Source organism: Vibrio azureus, assembly GCF_002849855.1.
Classification (GTDB): domain Bacteria; phylum Pseudomonadota; class Gammaproteobacteria; order Enterobacterales; family Vibrionaceae; genus Vibrio; species Vibrio azureus.
In genome coordinates, this window is record NZ_CP018616.1 from 2,565,283 (window position 1) to 2,584,351 (window position 19,069).

Annotated in this window: 16 protein-coding genes; 2 read left to right on the forward strand and 14 right to left on the reverse strand. The window is 43.8% G+C overall.

Features of this window, described 5'->3' with window-relative positions; translation table 11 throughout:
* Nucleotides 1–10: 10 nt before the first annotated feature.
* The 3 genes from mazG to rlmD form a co-directional block, all read right to left on the reverse strand.
* Complete coding sequence (gene mazG / locus BS333_RS11575) at nucleotides 11–814, reverse strand: nucleoside triphosphate pyrophosphohydrolase (RefSeq protein ID WP_021710312.1); 804 nt, start codon at nucleotides 812–814, stop codon at nucleotides 11–13.
* Nucleotides 815–985: 171 nt separating this feature from the next.
* Complete coding sequence (gene relA / locus BS333_RS11580; RefSeq protein ID WP_021710311.1) at nucleotides 986–3,205, reverse strand: GTP diphosphokinase; 2,220 nt, start codon at nucleotides 3,203–3,205, stop codon at nucleotides 986–988.
* Between the two features lie 117 nt (nucleotides 3,206–3,322).
* Entirely contained in the window at nucleotides 3,323–4,645 is a 1,323-nt protein-coding gene (gene rlmD, locus BS333_RS11585; RefSeq protein ID WP_021710310.1) for a 23S rRNA (uracil(1939)-C(5))-methyltransferase RlmD, read from the reverse strand.
* Between the two features lie 190 nt (nucleotides 4,646–4,835).
* Here rlmD and barA point away from each other — a divergent pair, with 190 nt between their 5' ends.
* Nucleotides 4,836–7,625 (forward strand): two-component sensor histidine kinase BarA, encoded by a 2,790-nt coding sequence (barA, locus tag BS333_RS11590; RefSeq protein WP_021710309.1) that lies wholly within the window; start codon nucleotides 4,836–4,838, stop codon nucleotides 7,623–7,625.
* Nucleotides 7,626–7,745: 120 nt separating this feature from the next.
* Here the strand turns inward: barA and acpS are convergent, their stop codons facing one another.
* From acpS to rpoE, 11 genes are all read right to left on the reverse strand, one after another.
* On the reverse strand, nucleotides 7,746–8,126 hold the full coding sequence (acpS, locus tag BS333_RS11595; protein WP_021710308.1) for a holo-ACP synthase: 381 nt from the start codon (nucleotides 8,124–8,126) through the stop codon (nucleotides 7,746–7,748).
* A gap of 12 nt (nucleotides 8,127–8,138) precedes the next feature.
* Nucleotides 8,139–8,870 (reverse strand): pyridoxine 5'-phosphate synthase, encoded by a 732-nt coding sequence (pdxJ, locus tag BS333_RS11600; protein WP_021710307.1) that lies wholly within the window; start codon nucleotides 8,868–8,870, stop codon nucleotides 8,139–8,141.
* Nucleotides 8,867–9,592 carry a DNA repair protein RecO gene (recO, locus tag BS333_RS11605; RefSeq protein ID WP_021710306.1) on the reverse strand — a complete coding sequence of 242 codons (726 nt, stop codon included), beginning with the start codon at nucleotides 9,590–9,592 and terminating at the stop codon, nucleotides 8,867–8,869. Before recO ends, pdxJ begins: the two co-directional genes overlap by 4 nt.
* Nucleotides 9,593–9,684: 92 nt before the next feature.
* A complete protein-coding gene (era, locus tag BS333_RS11610; protein ID WP_021710305.1) occupies nucleotides 9,685–10,647 on the reverse strand; it encodes a GTPase Era in 963 nt (320 codons plus the stop codon).
* Entirely contained in the window at nucleotides 10,640–11,317 is a 678-nt protein-coding gene (gene rnc / locus BS333_RS11615; protein WP_021710304.1) for a ribonuclease III, read from the reverse strand. Before rnc ends, era begins: the two co-directional genes overlap by 8 nt.
* 20 nt (nucleotides 11,318–11,337) lie before the next feature.
* Nucleotides 11,338–12,240 carry a signal peptidase I gene (gene lepB / locus BS333_RS11620; protein ID WP_021710303.1) on the reverse strand — a complete coding sequence of 301 codons (903 nt, stop codon included), beginning with the start codon at nucleotides 12,238–12,240 and terminating at the stop codon, nucleotides 11,338–11,340.
* 105 nt (nucleotides 12,241–12,345) lie between these two features.
* Nucleotides 12,346–14,139, reverse strand: coding sequence for a translation elongation factor 4 (gene lepA / locus BS333_RS11625; RefSeq protein ID WP_021710302.1), 1,794 nt, complete (start codon nucleotides 14,137–14,139; stop codon nucleotides 12,346–12,348).
* Nucleotides 14,140–14,265: 126 nt separating this feature from the next.
* On the reverse strand, nucleotides 14,266–14,736 hold the full coding sequence (locus tag BS333_RS11630; protein WP_021710301.1) for a SoxR reducing system RseC family protein: 471 nt from the start codon (nucleotides 14,734–14,736) through the stop codon (nucleotides 14,266–14,268).
* Nucleotides 14,733–15,698, reverse strand: a complete 966-nt coding sequence (gene rseB, locus BS333_RS11635) for a sigma-E factor regulatory protein RseB (protein ID WP_021710300.1) — start codon at nucleotides 15,696–15,698, stop codon at nucleotides 14,733–14,735. The genes BS333_RS11630 and rseB overlap by 4 nt, the downstream gene beginning before the upstream one ends.
* The gene (locus tag BS333_RS11640) at nucleotides 15,695–16,318 is read right to left on the reverse strand and encodes a sigma-E factor negative regulatory protein (protein ID WP_033003972.1); all 624 of its coding nucleotides are present in this window, start codon (nucleotides 16,316–16,318) and stop codon (nucleotides 15,695–15,697) included. Before BS333_RS11640 ends, rseB begins: the two co-directional genes overlap by 4 nt.
* Nucleotides 16,319–16,344: 26 nt before the next feature.
* Nucleotides 16,345–16,923, reverse strand: a complete 579-nt coding sequence (gene rpoE, locus BS333_RS11645; protein ID WP_021710298.1) for an RNA polymerase sigma factor RpoE — start codon at nucleotides 16,921–16,923, stop codon at nucleotides 16,345–16,347.
* A 498-nt stretch (nucleotides 16,924–17,421) separates the two neighbouring features.
* Here rpoE and nadB point away from each other — a divergent pair, with 498 nt between their 5' ends.
* The gene (gene nadB / locus BS333_RS11650; protein ID WP_021710297.1) at nucleotides 17,422–19,029 is read left to right on the forward strand and encodes an L-aspartate oxidase; all 1,608 of its coding nucleotides are present in this window, start codon (nucleotides 17,422–17,424) and stop codon (nucleotides 19,027–19,029) included.
* Nucleotides 19,030–19,069 lie beyond the last annotated feature (40 nt).

Sequence of the window (19,069 nt, forward strand, 5' to 3'; positions counted from 1 at the left end):
TCGCGTTTGCCTATGATTTTACACGCTCTTCTTGTTTAACTTGATCCCAAAACGCATCGAGTTCATCTAGAGTAAAGTCTGCTAAGCCTTTTCCGTGCTGCGCAACTTTAGTTTCCACTCCATTAAAACGCTTGGTGAACTTAATATTGGCCTTTGCAAGTGCAACCTCTGGGTCTTTACCTAAATGCCGAACCAGATTCACAGTGGCAAACAGCAAATCACCAAGTTCGAGTTCAACCTTGTCCTCATCAGGTGTCACTTGCAATACTTCTTCCATGACTTCATCTATCTCTTCCTTCACCTTATCAACAACAGGCCCTAATGTGTCCCAATCAAAGCCGTACTGAGCACACTTTTTCTGGATTTTTGTTGCCCGAGAAAGTGCCGGAAGTGAATTCGGTATTGAGTCTAGAACACTTTTTTCTACTTTGCCTGATTGTGCTTTTTCTTTTGCTTTTTCTTGCTCCCAGCGTGCATTTATTTCGTCTTCTGATTGCAAGGGCTCATCCGAAAAAACATGAGGATGACGTCGGGTCAACTTGCCATTGATGCCTTCCACTACATCAGAAAAGTCAAACAATCCCTGCTCTTTAGCAAGCTGGCTGTAAAAAATGACTTGAAAAAGGAGGTCACCTAATTCTTCTTGTAAATTGGGCCAATCTCTCTGTTGAATCGCGTCCACAACTTCATAAGTTTCTTCAATGGTATGCGGCACTATTGTGTCGAAGTTTTGCTTGATGTCCCAGGGACAACCCGCCTCGGGATCGCGTAACTGAGCCATGATGCTTTCGAGTTTTTCAATCGGATGTTTCATTTCTCTATCCTTTTATTCGGCACAAAATATTATTTGGCGCGCAGAGCCGCTGAGGCCCTCGTCTAAACATTGCCTGAAGTTCTGTAAATAAAAAGGTGAGCGACACCTGCGCTCACCTTCTCTAACTTTCTGTTAAGGCTTTCGTTGTCAGCTCTATTCGCTGGCCACTGATTAACCTAATCGCTTGACTGACATCACATCTTTTATTTGCTCAACGCGCTTAGACACACGGGCAAAGACTTCCAAGTTAGTCACTTCAAGATCAAAATCCATTACCGACATTTGTCGACGATAATCCACTCGACTCTTCATGCTGGTCACTTTGATTTTCTCGTTCGCAAGCAAAGTCGTAATGTCTTTAAGCAATCCACCACGTTCCATCGCCTCAACTCGAACAGTCAAAATGTAAGAACCAACAAAGCCACTTCCCCAAACCGTGTCAATAATGCGCTCTGGAGCATGGTGACGAAGTTCCTCTAACTGCTCACAATCACTCCGGTGCACAGAAATCCCTCGGCCTTGAGTGATGTATCCAGAAATTTCATCGCCTGGGATTGGCTGACAACAACGAGCCAAGTGTGTCATCAGGTTATCAACGCCCTCAACAACCACCGCATCTTTTTTCGGTCGACTTTGTGCCGGGGCTCTGTTTTCAGCCTCTTGAAGTTTTTCGAGCGCCTGCTGATCTTCTTCTTCTGCCGTTGGTTTATTGACCAGTGCATTAATATGATTAATGATTTGATTAATTCGCAGATCACCGCTGCCAACCCCAACGTAAAGTTCATCAGTCGTATTGATGTTAAAGCGTTTCAATGCGTATTGATCCGCATCTTTCAGCGACGCACCAATCTTGGCCAACTCTTGCTCTAAGATCTCACGCCCAGCTTCTAAGTTTTTCTCACGGCTTTGTTTTCTAAACCAAGCATTGATCTTGGCTCGCGCTCGCCCAGAAGTCACGAATCCGAGAGAAGGATTGAGCCAATCACGCGAGGGATTAGGTTCTTTCTGGGTAATGATCTCAACCTGATCACCCATTTGCAGCTTGTGCGTAAAAGGAACGATGCGTCCAGCGACCTTGGCACCAATACAGCGATGACCAACCTCTGAGTGGATATGGTAAGCAAAGTCCAATGGCGTAGCACCCATAGGTAAATCAACGACATCACCTCTCGGGGTAAACGCATAGACACGATCGTCGAATACCTGACTACGAAGTTCATCAAGCATTTCACCCGAATCAGACATTTCTTCTTGCCAATCAAGCAGTTTACGTAGCCAAGTAATTTTTTCATCATAACCACTACGGCTGCTGGCACCTTCTTTATATTTCCAGTGCGCGGCCACACCAAGCTCGGAATCTTCGTGCATTTCCTTAGTGCGAATCTGAATTTCAATCGTCTTGCCTTCAGGCCCCAGAATAACGGTATGAATTGACTGATAACCATTTGGCTTCGGGTTAGCAACATAATCGTCAAATTCATTAGGCAAATGCTTGTATTTTGTGTGAACAAGTCCTAATGCGGCATAACAATCTTGCAGCTTGTCAGCGATAATGCGCACCGCTCGAACGTCAAAAAGCTCATCGAACGCCAAACTTTTCTTCTGCATTTTGCGCCAAATACTATAAATGTGTTTAGGTCGACCACTGACCTCAGCACAAATATCAGAGACACACATCTCTTGAGTTAAGTCATCAACAAAATCTTTAATGTATTGCTCACGCACAATCCGACGTTCAGCCAATTGTTTTGCGATTTGTTTGTAGGTTTCTGGCTGCTGGTAACGGAAGGCATAATCTTCAATTTCCCACTTTAATTGACCAATCCCTAAGCGGTTAGCTAATGGTGCATAAATATTTGCGCACTCTTTGGCCGCAGTTCGGCGCACTTCATCTGGCGCTTTTTTTACTTCAATTAAATTACAAATACGTTCGGCAAGTTTGATCACGACGCAACGAAAGTCATCGACCATAGCCAATAGCATTCGACGTACGTTATCAACTTGAGAAGACGCGGCACTGCCTTCCATTGTCAGGTTCAATTGTCCAATGGCCGCCATTTCTTCAACGCCATCAATCAATTTGATGATCTCTTTACTGTACTTTTCTTCGAGTAATTCTCGTTCAAAAGCGCCGCTAGAAACTAAAGGAAACAGTTGGGCTGCCACTAAAGTGGCTTCATCCATAGAAAGCGTCAGCAAGATCTCGATCATTTCGCGCCCACGCCATAGCAGAAGTTCTGCTTGCTCATGATCAACAAGAAGTGCCTGGCAATCACGATAGACGTCCATTAAACGTTGAGAAATCGCTGTTTCTTGTCCTAAGCTAGCCACCCAACTTTCAAGTTCAAACTGTTCATCTTGGTTCAAATGCGCGCTTCTTACCGCAACCATCTCATCATCCTAATTATTATATTTGTTCGTTTAGTTGGACCTACACCGCCCATGTGAGTTCAACTCAACACTCTTATCCGAGCAATAGCTCATGGCATTGCTCGGTTAATGGTTCACTTATAAAGATTTTTCAAATAATGCCATCGACTCAAGATGGCTAGTATGAGGGAACATATCCAACATCCCTAATCGAGTTAATTGATAGCCTTGTTCTAATAAGCTTTGACTGTCTCTCGCTAGGGTAGCAGGATTACAGGAAACATAAACTATACGCTGTACGCCAAGAGAGGAAATTTGATCAATGATCCCACTTGCTCCGGCGCGGGCAGGATCGAGCAATACTTTATCAAATTGCTCCTTAGACCAAACTTGTCCTGCAAAGTCTTGCTCTAGATTAGCATGATAAAACTGAGCATTATCAATGTTATTTAGCGTTGCATTGTTCGCCGCTTTTACCACCATTTCCGGCACACCCTCAACACCAACAACCGACATAACCTGTTTTGCGATAGGCAGGCTAAAGTTACCGAGACCACAAAATAAATCCAACACACGCTCGTTCGCTTGTAAGTCTAGCCAGTCGATCGCTTGCTCAACCATTTTCTGATTAACGGTTTGATTGACCTGAATAAAGTTGTTTGGTTCGAACAGTACCTTAACCCCGGTTTCCTTATAGAATGGCACCTCTCCTTCCACTCGGAGCAACTGATCAGTCTCGGGCATCAAATACAAAGTCGCATGGTGACTTTTAGCTAATTCGTCTAGCTTGCCCTGTTCATTGGCAGAAAGTTTGCCCATATGACGTAACGTAATACAAGGACCGTTATCTCCTAATACCAATTCAACATGACCCAATTGTTCCGGCTTTTTAAAGGTCTTTAATAGTGCATAAATCTCGGGCAATAATTGGTTAAGTTCAGGCGCAAGTACTGGACAGTTTGTGATTTGAGTGATGTGCTTACTTTGTTTTTGGCGAAAGCCAAAATGAAGCTGGCGCGTTTTTTTGTCGACAAACACACTCACTCGAGCACGACGACGGTAGTCACGTTCTAGTCCAAGAATAGGCGGTGTGAGCTCGATATCACGTCCAGCAAACTTTTGCATTAATTGGCGCAATGTCTGTTGTTTATGGGTCAGTTGCTGCGCGTAATTCATATGTTGAAGGTCACAGCCTCCACATTGTTGATAATGCGGGCAAAATGGTTCGACTCTCGCCTCGCTTGGTGTCAGTACTTTAATCAGTTTTCCACGCGCAAATTTACTCTTTTCTTCGACCAGCTGAGTCACTACTTCTTCACCCGGTAACGCCCCATTAATAAATAATGGTTTTTTATTGAGGTAAGCGATCCCTGCACCATGATGATCTAAACGCTCAACCTGAACGGCTTGATGACGAGTATTCAATTGTGTTTTCTTTTTTGGTTGAAAAATTCGTGCCATGCTTTGTGCCTGATTTTTGTCTAATTGCCTTTCTGCTCACTAATATTGCTCGCAGTCGTTGTGTGATTCGAGTGAGTTGATTATGCTTATGATAAATCCGGAAACGTCACACCTTTACGCTGACTTTGTCGTCAGTTTGAGTACTAAGGCGTTATTTTCCCATATCCCGACCCCGATGTAATTAGATAACATGACCAGATATGGCTTACGAGCACGTGTAATTGCCTTAACCCTCGCCCCAACACTGATTATTGGCTTATTATTGAGCGGCTTTTTCTCTTTTAACCGCTACCAAGACCTAGAAACCCAAGTTATCACTACTGGTAATAGTATTATTGAACCCCTCGCGATCGCCAGTGAAACTCACTTATTGGCAGAAAGTCGCGAAGCGGTGCGCCGTTTGATCAGCTACGCACATCGAAAAAATTCTAAACTGGTGAGAAGCATCGCGGTTTTTGGTGAAAATCATGAGCTGTTCGTAACGTCAAACTTCCACCCCAACTTTGAAACATTAATGTTTCCCAAAGATCAGCCTATCCCTCAATTGGGAAATTCTGAAGTGTTTGAAAACACCTTGATCCTGCGCGTCCCTATTTTATCAGAAGGGCACTACCTATCTGAGCTTGCTATCGATAATCAAGGCACAAAAGCGGTAGGTTATGTGGCCGTAGAGCTGGATCTCTCCTCGCTACGATTACAGCAATATCAAGAAGTATTTTCAGCCTTCTTAGTCCTAGTGCTTGGTTTAGGCCTAGCGAGCATCTTTGCTTCCCGATTAGTCCACGATGTCACTCAGCCCATTACCCATATGAAAAATGTCGTTGACCGTATCCGTCGTGGTCATCTTGATGTTCGAATTGAAGGCAAAATGCACGGTGAGTTAGCTCAATTAAAACACGGCATTAATGCCATGGCGGTTTCCCTTTCTGAGTATCACGTTGAGATGCAACACAGCATCGACCAAGCAACATCTGACCTGCGTGAAACATTAGAGCAACTTGAAATACAAAACGTCGAATTAGACATCGCCAAAAAGCGGGCGCAGGAAGCTGCACGAGTTAAGTCTGAGTTCCTAGCCAACATGTCTCATGAGTTACGCACACCATTAAATGGAGTGATTGGCTTTACCCGTCAAATGCTCAAAACACACTTATCTGACAGTCAGACGGACTACTTAGAAACTATTGAGAAATCAGCCAATAACTTATTAAACATCATTAATGACATTCTGGATTTTTCAAAGCTTGAAGCGGGTAAACTGGCTCTGGAAAACATTCCATTTGAATTCAGAGAAAACCTTGAGGAAGTCATCAACTTACAAGCCACCACTGCTCATGAAAAAGGCTTGGAAGTCACTCTTAAAATCGATCCAAAGATTCCACAAGGCTTAGTAGGTGACCCATTACGTATTCAACAAATTCTCACCAACCTTGTTGGCAACTCAATCAAATTTACAGAATATGGCAATATTGATATCAGTGTGGAGATGCGATCCCGAACCAGCGATTCTGTGGAACTGCAATTCATGGTCAGAGATACTGGTATAGGTATCTCTGAACGCCAGCAAGCACAGTTATTCCAAGCCTTCAGTCAAGCCGATGCCAGCATTTCTCGTCGCTATGGCGGAACGGGCTTAGGTCTTGTCATTACTCAAAAGCTGGTCAGCCAAATGGGAGGCGAAATTAGCTTAACCAGTCGCTTGCACCAAGGGTCAACGTTCTGGTTTACCTTGCGCTTAGATTCAACCGAAATGCCAATGGGTGAATTGCTCGATCTTGATCTGCTCGCTGGTAAGCAACTACTCCTAATTGAACCCAATATGCAAGCAGCCTCGGTGACACAGCAAGTGCTAAGCCAAGAAGGCATCATGATTACGTACCGCTCATCTTTACCTGATAGCCAAGAGCATTATGATTACGTGTTATTGAACTTAACTGCGAATAAAAACTATGACTTGGATATGGTAAACAACTGGGTTGAGCATGCCAAACGCCTCGCTCCGAGTGTTATTTTAGGTACGCCAAGTACAGAGCTGGCCCTCGCCGATCAAGTAATGCACGATCATCATATCCAGTGTTTAACCAAACCTCTTTCAAGACGTCGATTACTGCAAAGCTTGATCGCTGAACATGTAGAATCACCTGAAATCACACCCAAGCTACTCGAAGTCATAGAGAATGAACGCCTGCCTTTAAGTGTGTTGGCTGTTGACGACAATCCAGCCAACTTGAAGCTGATATCGGCTTTATTAAAAGAGCACGTCGAGAATGTCACCGCTTGTACTAATGGTCAACAGGCCGTGAACCTAGCAAGGCTGAATAAATATGACCTGATCTTTATGGACATACAAATGCCCTTAATGGACGGCGTCACGGCTTGTCAGCACATCAAAGAATTACCACTGAATAATCACACTCCTGTTATTGCCGTCACGGCTCATGCTATGGCTGGCGAACGAGATCGCTTACTCAATTTAGGAATGGATGATTACTTAACCAAACCTATTGAAGAACACATCCTTCAACACACTCTATTGCATTGGAGTAAAAAGCCCAACTCTGTCGACTTGCCTACACCCACAAGCGCTGTGAGTGTCGAACAGGAGTTACCCTCAGACAAAGATAAGCCTCAGGAAGTCATTATCGACTGGCCTACAGCCTTAAAACAAGGTGCCAATAAAGAAGAGTTAGCTCAAGAAATGTTAGCCATGCTGGTCGACTTTATCCCTGAAGTCGAGAGCGTGGTCTCTCAAACACTTGAGCAAGATTCCTCTTCATCTGAGGAATTATTGCATGTGATACACAAACTGCACGGTAGTTGTTCTTATTGTGGTGTACCTAGGTTAAAAGCCTTATGCGCCACTTTAGAACACGCCTTACGCTCAGGTGCTCAATTGGATGATATCGAACCAGAAATGTTCGAACTTCAAGATGAAATGACTAAAGTAGTCACCGCGGCCCAGCTTTACATTAACCCCTAGTAGGGTGTAATACTTCAGGCTTCGGCGGTTAGGAGTCCAGTCGTGAAAACAGCAGCACTCGTATAAAAAGCATGATACGAAATAGGCACAGTCACCCAAACTGTGCCTTTTATCGTCGCGCTATGATTCAAAAATGACCGTTGCAACGGCATAGTGACGTTCATCAGAAATCGAAAGATGCGTAGATTGAACGCCTTTAGAAGAAGCAAGCTCTTTTGCTTTGCCTGATAGCACCAAGATGGGTTTCCCCAGTTCATCATTAGCAATACAAAAATCATGAAAAGTCACGCCTTTTGCAATCCCGGTTCCCAAAGCTTTAGCCGCCGCTTCTTTAGCTGCAAAGCGCTTCGCTAAATAGCGTCCTTTTTGCTTTAAACTAGAGAATGTCACGATTTCTTGCGGGCAAAGAATACGTTTTGCAAACGCTTCCCCTGTGCGTTCAAGCGCAGTTTCAATGCGTTCAATCTCCGCAATATCTGTACCCAAACCTAAGATCGCCATAACAAAACCTGATTACTTTCGCGCAGCTAGCATGATTGCTTTCATGTCAGCAACCGCTTTATCTAAACCATCAAAAACGGCTCGACCAATAATGGAATGGCCAATATTCAGTTCGTAGATTTCTGGTAAGGCTGCAATTGGAGCCACATTATGGTAAGTCAAACCATGTCCAGCATTGACGATGATCCCGAGGTCATCAGCATAACTTGCCCCTGCTGCGATCTTTTTTAATTCATCCTGCTGCTCTTCTTCTGTTACTGCATCAGCATAATGACCAGTATGAAGCTCAATATAGGGCGCACCACAAGCGTGAGCCGCATCAATTTGCTGGCGATCAGCATCAATGAAGAGAGATACCTTAATCCCAGCTTGAGTCAACTTTTGTGTTGCAGATTTGACTTTGTCTAATTGCCCTACAACATCTAACCCGCCTTCTGTGGTTAATTCTTCACGTTTCTCTGGTACTAAACAAACAAATTCAGGCTGAGTTTTTAGCGCGATCTCAACCATCTCGTCCGTTACTGCCATTTCAAGATTCATACGTGTTTGAATCGTTTCACGAAGGATACGTACATCACGATCTAGGATATGACGTCGGTCTTCACGTAAATGAATAGTAATACCGTCAGCTCCAGCACGCTCGGCAATTTCTGCTGCATGCACAGGATCAGGGTATTTGGTACCACGCGCATTGCGTAAAGTAGCAATATGGTCGATGTTAACGCCTAAATAAATTGAGCTCATTTTCCATTACTCCGTGCTGTCTGAATGAACAATTCTCGACTTTTTAAAGGTTTGCCGCCAAGATACGGCTTTAGGGCTAGTCGTGTAAAGCGTTTTGCCGCTTTTAACTGTTCTTTAGTGATGAAACGCCGTTCACTGATTGCAATAAGCTCATTGCCCAAGAAAGTAAGGTTGTCGCGCCTCACTGATGCAATAAACCCTTTTTGCTCTCGATAACGATAGGTCATTTCTGACTCGACAGGCTCGCCCGTCCCTGCACAGTGAAGGAAATCAACGCCATACCCCATAGCAGATAGCAACGCTAACTCAAAACGGCGTAAGGCAGGTTCTGGATTATCACACTGTGCTAGTTCGGTTAATGCATGCAAATAATCATGAAATAGCGCAGGCATAGGCACTTCTGACATCAATACTCGGCCAATAAGTTCATTGACGTACATAGCAGAATAAAGATTAATGCCAGTCAGAGGTAACCCCAGACTGATGGGCTCAGCTTGACGCAAAGTTTTCATCGCACCTTTACCAGACCACTTCAAAAGTAAAGGGGTAAAAGCTTGCAATGCCCCCTTCAAATTGGAGCGCTTACCACGAGCTCCCTTTGCCATCAGAGTCATGCGCCCATATTCTTCACTGAACACATCGAGAATGAGGCTCGATTCGCTATAAGGACGCCGATGTAAAACAAAACAGCGTTGAAAACCTTCAGAAGATAAGTTGCTCATTAACGGTTAACATACCAGTAGAATTAAAAAATAAGGAGCCGCTGGCTCCCTATTTTTATTGATACATATTGTGAAAAATCAGCGAAACACGATCATAGATCGTCAATGTAACCCAATGAACGAAGCGCTCGCTCATCATCAGCCCAGCCTGATTTTACTTTCACCCATGTTTCTAAATAAACTTTACGGCCAAACAACTCTTCCATATCAAGACGTGCTTCGCGGCCAATGGTTTTGATCTTCTCTCCACCTTTACCGATCACCATTTTCTTCTGGCCGTTACGTTCGACAAGAATTAATGCGTTGATGTGGAAGCCATCTGTATCAGGGTTGTAATCGAAGCGTTCGATTTCAACCGTAACCGAGTAAGGCAGTTCCTCACCGGTAAAGCGCATCAGCTTTTCACGGACAATCTCAGATGCCATGAAACGCTGAGAGCGGTCAGTAACGTACTCTTCTGGAAAATGATGGGTTGCTGCTGGCAAGTGATCTCTAACGTGTTTACGTAATACGTCGATGTTCTTACCTTGTTTGGCAGAAATTGGGACAACATCGACAAAGTCCATTTTCTTGGACATATCCGCCATGTGCATCATGACTTCATTACGATCTTGAACATTATCGACTTTATTAACACAAAGTACGACCGGGAAGTTCGACTTTTGCAACTTAGTCAGAACCATCTCATCATCTTTTGTCCAATGAGTGCCGTCAACCAAGAAGAAAACTAAATTAACATCACTTAATGATGAATTAGCTGCACGGTTCATTAAACGGTTGATAGCACGTTTTTCTTCGATGTGTAAACCTGGAGTATCAACATAGATTGCTTGATAATCTCCATCCGTGTCTACGCCCATAATGCGGTGACGCGTTGTTTGTGGTTTACGTGATGTGATCGAGATTTTCTGCCCCAGAATTTTGTTTAGAAGTGTCGATTTACCTACGTTTGGACGACCAACAATGGCAATAAAACCACAATGTTGGTTTTCCGGAGAACTTGCCTCACCGTGCGATGCAAAGAATGCATCAATGTCGAATTCATTATCAGCCATGTGTCAGTTGCTCAAGTGCTATTTCCGCAGCCGCTTGCTCTGCCTTGCGGCGGCTGGTACCTTTACCAATCACAGGCTCATCCACACCTGCTACGTCACACTCAACCGTGAATTCTTGATTGTGTGCTTCACCTTTAATATTAGTCACTGTGTACAAAGGGAGAGGTTTTCTTCTGCCTTGTAAGAACTCTTGTAGGCGAGTTTTAGGATCTTTTTGCGATACGCCAGGCTGGATGGCATCAAGACGAGAGCGATACCAGCTAAGTATGATGCCACGGACAACTTCCATATCACTATCAAGGTAAATTGCACCGATAATGGCTTCTACTGCATCAGCCAAAATCGAGTCGCGACGAAAACCGCCACTTTTCAATTCACCTGGACCTAATTTTAAATAATCTCCGAGGCCAAATTCACGACCCAGCTCCGCTAATGTGTGCCCGCGGACCAAAGTCGCACGCATACGGCTCATATCACCTTCGTTCACTTTAGGGAATCGATGGTAAAGATCATCAGCGATGACAAAACTTAAAATTGAATCGCCCAGAAACTCAAGACGTTCATTATGTTTACTGTTGGCGCTGCGGTGTGTCAGCGCCAAGTGGATAAACTCGGCATCCTGAAATTGGTAGCCGAGTTTTCTCTCTAATTTATCTATTGGAGAATTCATACTCTCTCGATATTTAATGGTTATTGAATACCACCGATGCGTTCAAAACGCACACCAGTAGGTACCCATGAAGGTAGAATACTATCCGCATCGCGGTCAAATTCAAAACTGATCCAGATAGCAACAGCTTTACCGACTAAGTTCGCTTCAGGAACAAAACCCCAAAAACGACTATCTGAACTGTTGTCACGGTTATCCCCCATAGCAAAGTATTGTCCCTGTGGCACCACCCATTGTGTTGTGCCAGGACGAGGGAAATAACCCTGTACTCGATTTGGTGCCTGTGCATTCAGCAAAATCTTGTGTTCCACATCACCTAACTTTTCATCCACTTGGATGTGCGGGATACCCATATTAGTTAAGAATTCACTTTTTTCCGCATTGCTCAATTCAACTTTTGTACAAGATGACTCGCCTTTTGGCTGAATACATAATTGCTTGTCTTGTGAGTAATGAATCGTATCACCAGGTAAGCCTACAAAACGTTTGATGTAATCAATGCTTGGGTTTGGTGGATACTTAAAGACTACAATATCGCCACGCTCAGGCTTACCTGTTTCAACCAATTCGGTACGCCAAACCGGATCTTTCAAACCGTATGCGTACTTCTCAACCAGAATAAAGTCACCCACCAACAATGTTGGCATCATTGAGCCTGATGGAATTTGAAAAGGTTCGTAAATAAAAGAACGTAATACTAAAACAAATGCGATAACCGGAAAAATGGATACGCTGTTTTCGATCCACCAAGGCTGTCTTGTCACTTTTTCCAATGTCTCTGGATCAAGGCCGCTTTCTGTTTGGGCTTCGATTTGGTCTGCTTTTGCTTGGCGTTTTTTAGCAAAAACTAACTTCTCTAGTAGCCAGACAATGCCCGTGATTAAAGTGGCAAAAAACAATAATTTTGAAAATATAGCGGCCATTAAATTCCCTTATCTAAAAATACGAAAGTGAAAGAGCCGAAACCCTTTCACTTGTTTAACTGTGTAATATCTTTACGACAGACAAGAGTATGAAATAGTTCAACCCTAATCTTTACCTACGTGAAGAATCGCTAGGAACGCTTCCTGAGGCAGCTCGACATTACCGATCTGTTTCATGCGTTTCTTACCTTCTTTCTGCTTCTTCAGAAGTTTCTTCTTACGACTCACGTCACCGCCGTAACACTTAGCGATAACGTTCTTACGTAACTGTTTTACAGTAGAACGTGCAATAATATGGTTACCAATAGCAGCCTGTATCGCAATATCAAACATCTGACGAGGAATGAACTCTTTCATTTTCTCGACTAGCTGGCGACCACGCATTTGCGACTGATCTTTATGCGTAATCAATGCTAATGCATCCACTTTATCACCATTCAACAGAACATCAACACGAACCATATTCGATACTTCAAAACGTTGGAAATTGTAATCTAGTGACGCGTAACCACGAGAAGTCGACTTCAAACGGTCAAAGAAGTCTAGTACTACCTCTGCCATTGGAATGTCGTACGTGACGGCAACTTGGTTGCCATGGTACACCATATCAACTTGAGTACCACGTTTCTCAACACAAAGTGTAATGACATTACCGAGATAATCTGATGGTACCAGAATATTACAGCGAGCAATCGGTTCACGAATCTCTTCAATATCATTAACGGCTGGTAGTTTTGCAGGGCTATCGACATACAGCATAGTGCCGTCGGTTTGCACTACTTCATAAACTACAGTTGGGGCCGTCGTAATCAGGTCAAGATCGTATTCACGTTCAAGGCGTTCTTGAATGATTTCCATGTGTAACATACCAAGGAAACCACAACGGAAGCCAAATCCTAATGCTGCAGAGTTCTCTGGTTCATAGAAGAGAGAGGCATCATTTAAGCTCAACTTACCAAGAGCATCGCGGAAGTTTTCGTAATCATCTGACGAAACAGGGAACAATCCAGCATAAACCTGAGGCTTAACTTTCTTAAAGCCTGGCAACGGCTTTTCACTGCCATTTTTAGCCAGTGTTAGCGTATCACCAACAGGAGCGCCAAGAATATCTTTAATACCACAGACAACCCAACCTACTTCACCAGTACGTAAAACGTCAGTATCCACTTGTTTTGGAGTAAAGATACCCAAACGATCAACACCCCAAGTTTGGCCTGTACTCATGACTTTAATTTTGTCGTTTTTCTTGAGCGAACCATTTTTAATTCGAACCAAGGAAACAACGCCTAAGTAGTTATCAAACCACGAGTCAATGATTAACGCTTGCAATGGTGCATCAGGATCACCTTCTGGAGCCGGAATAGCGGAAACGATGTTCTCTAAGACATCGTCAACACCGATGCCTGTTTTCGCTGAACAACGCGTTGCTTCCATCGCATCAATACCAACGATCTCTTCAATTTCTTCCGCGACACGCTCAGGGTCTGCCGCAGGCAAATCAATCTTGTTTAGGATTGGAACAACTTCCAAGTCCATTTCGATCGCGGTATAGCAGTTAGCAAGCGTTTGAGCTTCTACACCTTGGCCAGCATCAACCACCAGCAACGCGCCTTCACAAGCAGCTAGAGAACGCGATACTTCGTATGCAAAGTCAACGTGCCCCGGCGTATCGATGAAGTTCATCTGATAAGTTTCACCGTCTTTCGCCGTGTAATTCAGCGTCACACTCTGAGATTTGATAGTGATACCACGCTCACGCTCAAGATCCATAGAATCGAGAACCTGTGCGGCCATTTCACGGTCGCTTAATCCGCCACAAACTTGGATCAGACGGTCTGAAAGGGTCGACTTACCATGGTCGATGTGGGCGATAATCGAAAAGTTACGAATGTGCTTCATAGATTTAGGGTGACTAACTCTTTAAAAATAGGGACAGTAGAAAGCCGTTCAGTGACAGCATTTCAATTAAGTTGACAGATTCTACCCAATTTCATTGGCGGGCGCACCTTATTTAAAGAGTACAGCCTATTGGATGGATTCGCCAAGGATTCGAACTAATGTTACTTGATGCTTGGTTTTTTCTTCTTGAAAGCGCGAAAGGTGCTTCGCTAGCCAAATACCCACACCAGCAAAAATGACAGAAACAATAATAACGGCACCTTCTCCGGCAGAAAAGAGGGGAGCAAAAAACAAATGCCCAACAAGCGCCCCTAAAATCAGACCAAACAAAGGTAAAAGATAAACAATCATTGCTGATTGAATCAGGCTTGATTCTGGAAAACCAATTTCTACGCTCTGGCCGACTTTGACTTGTTGAGCTGTCGTTAAATGCCATAATAACGTCTTGTTCCCTAAAGCCTTAGATACAACACCAGTGCCGCAACTTTTTTGCGATGAACAGCTACTACAACTGGTTTGTTGCTCACAACTCAGCATAACCTCGTATTGTGAACCACGACGATTTACCTCTGAAATCGTCGCTAAAGCCGTCATCATTGTGTATTACTCTTGGTGTTATGAAAGTGCACAGATTGAACAATACGCTGGGCCGTTGCGGGTGGAATATCTCCCACAACCGAGATTTCATGATCACCGCTGATAGCACTGTGTAAAGTTCGGCGACCTTGTCGTACGAGCTGGCCTTTCAAAGAGTTTTCATCTTTGTGAGCAACATAGACCGAAAAACTGAATAGACCGTCAGAATAGAGCTGGCTTTCAACAAGTTGGTCAGTCACAGCCATCCGGTAACGATTCAATTCATTAGGCTCAAACCCAGCAGGAACCCAACTTACCTCCCAACGACTCGTACCCATGTCAGTTTTTGGCATGGTTAAGACTTCGGGCAATTGGACATCATGCAATGCACTCATTAAATCTGCAATTTTTGGCGTTACCGAATAAGAAATAGTTCGATATTGCTCAATTATCTCGCCATCCCGATCAACTAAGTCAGCACGTAAAGGCAGTTTTGTATTTTCATCAACCCATAAAACATAGGAATAACGCAAACCATCTTTTGGCACAATACGTAACACTTGAGTCGCGACACCTGCCTCTCGAGCTCGACCTACATTAACATAGTCATAATACAAGTTCAGTTCATCGATATTGGTATTAAGCATCGGCATAATCGGTGCAACCATTTTACCGGACTCAATAGTAAAAGGCTCCGTACCTGTCTCAATATAACTGACCTCACTGTCACGCTGAATCACTTCTCGCACAGGTCCACTCAAATACATTAAGTGGGCATATTGAGAGTGATCATGTTTAGCATGACGATAGAGCAAAGGTTCGATACTGCTCTTTTTGATCAGAATGTAAGAGAGTTCATAGCTCAAATTCTTACTTGCTTGGCTCATTTGGTGCAACAAAGCCTCTGCTGGCTTATCACCAGCAAAGGCCTGAGAAGTCATCAAACTGAGCAAAGCGCAAGCGCTGAACAGACGTTTTTTCATTCAATTTCCGAAGTCAAAGAGGCTTCTTGTATATGAGCATCTTTGTTGATTCTAAGCTGCAATTCATGATCCATTAACATGGCTTGCACTCGTTTACGTTGCTCTTGTATGTTCACTTCATTAGGCGCTCGTTCAACAGACTCACGAGTCAAACTTACTGGCTCAGCAGTACCTGAGAACGGAACAGTCTGTAAAACAGGCAACTGTTCAACAGGCGAAGATGCCGAATCACCACCATATTGCTGAACACCTAAAATAACAACCAGAGACACACATGCTGCGACCGACACCTGACCTAATTGAGTCAACCAACTCGGTAGCATACGTTTCGCTTGATAAGGTTCAGGCTGTGACTCTTTAGCAACACGGTTTATAGAGATTACATTGTCGCTGCTGACATCCACCTTGCGGTGCGCAGGCTCACTTTCTAATGCTAACGCTACGCTTTCAGCGATATTCCATTCTGGTTTTGCCGCAGCCTCGCCCCTCATTACATCACCAATAAGGTGGTAGTTCTGCCAGGACTCCAGGCCTTCTCGATCTTGCTCTAATTCTTGTATTAGCGCTTTATCGACCAATTCTCCATCTATGAGCGCTGAAAGTTTCTCTTTGTCAGCCATTATTTTCACCATAGTTATTACTTGTACTAGCGTTGCAAAAGAGGTTTGATTTTCTTTTCCACCGCCTCACGAGCACGGAAGATACGCGAACGCACCGTTCCTACAGGGCAATCCATCACTTCAGCGATGTCCTCATAGCTTAAGCCATCGAGCTCTCGCAAAGTCATTGCCGTTTTTAAATCTTCTGGTAACGCCTCAATGGCACTGAAGACTATCCGTTGTAATTCTTTTGACAACGTTAAGTTCTCAGGGTTCGATATTTCTTTTAACGCATTACCAGTTTCGTAAAATTCAGCTTCTTCAGCATCAACATCGGTTGCTGGAGGTCTACGCCCTTGGGCAACAATGTGATTTTTCGCAGTATTCACGGCAATACGATATAGCCAAGTGTAAAAAGCACTCTCACCACGAAAGGTGGGAATCGCTCGATAAGCTTTAATAAATGCTTCTTGTGCTACATCGGGTACATCACCAGGATTACTGACGTATCTGGAAATAAGGTTACATACTTTGTTTTGATATTTTGTTACCAACAAATTAAATGCTTGCTTATCGCCATTCTGAACACGCTCAATCAATACTTGATCGGTCAGTTGCTCGTTCATTCGAGCGGATACTCCTATTTCTTATGCCCTTAACTTGGTACAGGAAAGAGCTACTTCTGCAAAATGTAGTATTGACACCACTGCTTACTTGAGCACTTAATGTGACTCCAATAGCCATAAAAAGTTCCGTATCCAATCGATTTTTATCTTTGGTTTACCCGGAATCATGTGATCTACCTCTCGACTATTTACTCACAAATTGTCTGCGGCCGACAAACGAGCATAGTAGTCGGTAAACAGGTATAATCACGGTTACTTTTTTAGATTGTGCTGGGTAGAAAGCAGAAAAGCAATGGTATTGACAAACTATTACTGTTCCTTTGCAGGCCACAAAACCAGTCAATGCCAGACCACTACCCAACAAAATGCTCATGCTTTCATCTATTTAATTAAAAGCAACCTATCATGATCATCCGTATAACGTTGTTTATAGATGTACAAATTGAAAAATACAGTTAAGGTGCTTTCAGCACTGTATAGCAGGAATGTAAAATAAAAATGAACACAAATCGTCAACACGAATGTGATGTACTTGTCATTGGGAGCGGCGCTGCTGGTCTTTCGCTCGCCTTACGAGTTGCCAAACAATGTAATGTCATTGTGTTAAGTAAAGACCAACGAAGCGAAGGCGCGACTTTCTATGCTCAAGGCGGAATCGCCGCTGTTTTCGATGAATCAGATACTATCGAGTCTCATGTTGAAGATACTCAAATTGCTGGCGATGGTATCTGTAATGAAGAAACCGTCAAGTTCATCGCGGAAAATTCAAAAGAGTGCGTCCAATGGCTTATTGATGGAGGTGTCCCTTTTGATCGCGAAGATGATGATTCCGATGAAGAGCCTCGATACCATCTTACTCGAGAAGGTGGCCACAGTCGTCGGCGTATATTACACGCTGCTGATGCTACTGGCATGGCGATGCAAACATCACTGCAAGACAACGTTCATAATCACCCAAATATTAAGGTATTAGAGCGCCATAACGCTCTAGACTTGATTACCGAAGACAAAGTAAGTGGTGCCAAAGACAAAGTCATCGGCGCTTATATTTGGAATCGCAATGAAGAGCAAGTTGAGACAGTCAGGGCAAAGTTTGTTGTTCTGGCAACGGGAGGAGCTTCAAAAGTTTACCAATATACCTCTAACCCTGACGTGTCATCAGGCGATGGTATTGCCATTGCTTGGCGTGCAGGTTGTCGAGTGGCCAATATGGAATTTAATCAGTTCCACCCAACTTGCTTATATCATCCCGAAGCACGCAATTTCCTCCTTACGGAAGCATTACGTGGAGAAGGGGCTTATCTACGTAGGCCTGATGGCACTCGCTTCATGCCTGACTTTGATCCGCGCAAAGAATTAGCCCCTCGAGACGTGGTCGCTCGTGCTATCGACTTTGAAATGAAGCGCCTTGGTGCAGACTGTATGTACCTTGATATTAGCCATAAGCCTGCAGATTTTATCACCAAGCACTTCCCTACTATCTATTCACGTTTGATGGATCTGGGTATCGATATGACCCAAGAGCCGATTCCTGTCGTCCCTGCCGCCCATTACACTTGTGGTGGTGTGATGGTCAATCAAAGTGGCCAGACTGACTTAAAAAATCTCTACGCCATTGGTGAGGTGAGTTATACCGGTTTACATGGCGCGAACCGTATGGCATCAAATTCACTATTGGAGTGTGTCGTTTATGCTTGGTCGGCAGCGAAGGATATTTTGCAGCATCATCAAAATGTTGAGATCGCTCCGACTGTGCCTTGCTGGGACGAAAGCCAAGTCACGCACAGTGATGAAGAAGTTATTATTCAGCATAACTGGCATGAGTTACGTTTATTCATGTGGGACTATATGGGCATTGTTCGTACAGACAAACGCTTAGAACGAGCTTTGAGGCGGATTCAGTTGCTCCAGCAAGAAACCCATGAATATTACAGCCATTTCCGAGTCTCAAACAACTTGCTCGAATTACGTAATTTATTGCAAGTAGCGGAGCTTATGGTGCGATGTGCGATGCAAAGAAAAGAAAGTCGAGGACTGCACTATACGCTGGATTACCCAGACCAATTAGAAAATAGTGGGCCTACGATCTTATCGCCAAAGCACTGATCATATAACGTCGTTGAGCATATAAAATTATTGGCCAAAC

Coding starts and splice junctions, on each gene's coding strand:
- mazG (WP_021710312.1), bottom strand. CDS start 814: ATGAAACATCCGATTGAAAAACTCGAAAGCATCATGGCTCAGTTACGC.
- relA (WP_021710311.1), bottom strand. CDS start 3,205: ATGGTTGCGGTAAGAAGCGCGCATTTGAACCAAGATGAACAGTTTGAA.
- rlmD (WP_021710310.1), bottom strand. CDS start 4,645: ATGGCACGAATTTTTCAACCAAAAAAGAAAACACAATTGAATACTCGT.
- barA (WP_021710309.1), top strand. CDS start 4,836: ATGACCAGATATGGCTTACGAGCACGTGTAATTGCCTTAACCCTCGCC.
- acpS (WP_021710308.1), bottom strand. CDS start 8,126: ATGGCGATCTTAGGTTTGGGTACAGATATTGCGGAGATTGAACGCATT.
- pdxJ (WP_021710307.1), bottom strand. CDS start 8,870: ATGAGCTCAATTTATTTAGGCGTTAACATCGACCATATTGCTACTTTA.
- recO (WP_021710306.1), bottom strand. CDS start 9,592: ATGAGCAACTTATCTTCTGAAGGTTTTCAACGCTGTTTTGTTTTACAT.
- era (WP_021710305.1), bottom strand. CDS start 10,647: ATGGCTGATAATGAATTCGACATTGATGCATTCTTTGCATCGCACGGT.
- rnc (WP_021710304.1), bottom strand. CDS start 11,317: ATGAATTCTCCAATAGATAAATTAGAGAGAAAACTCGGCTACCAATTT.
- lepB (WP_021710303.1), bottom strand. CDS start 12,240: ATGGCCGCTATATTTTCAAAATTATTGTTTTTTGCCACTTTAATCACG.
- lepA (WP_021710302.1), bottom strand. CDS start 14,139: ATGAAGCACATTCGTAACTTTTCGATTATCGCCCACATCGACCATGGT.
- BS333_RS11630 (WP_021710301.1), bottom strand. CDS start 14,736: ATGATGACGGCTTTAGCGACGATTTCAGAGGTAAATCGTCGTGGTTCA.
- rseB (WP_021710300.1), bottom strand. CDS start 15,698: ATGAAAAAACGTCTGTTCAGCGCTTGCGCTTTGCTCAGTTTGATGACT.
- BS333_RS11640 (WP_033003972.1), bottom strand. CDS start 16,318: ATGGCTGACAAAGAGAAACTTTCAGCGCTCATAGATGGAGAATTGGTC.
- rpoE (WP_021710298.1), bottom strand. CDS start 16,923: ATGAACGAGCAACTGACCGATCAAGTATTGATTGAGCGTGTTCAGAAT.
- nadB (WP_021710297.1), top strand. CDS start 17,422: ATGAACACAAATCGTCAACACGAATGTGATGTACTTGTCATTGGGAGC.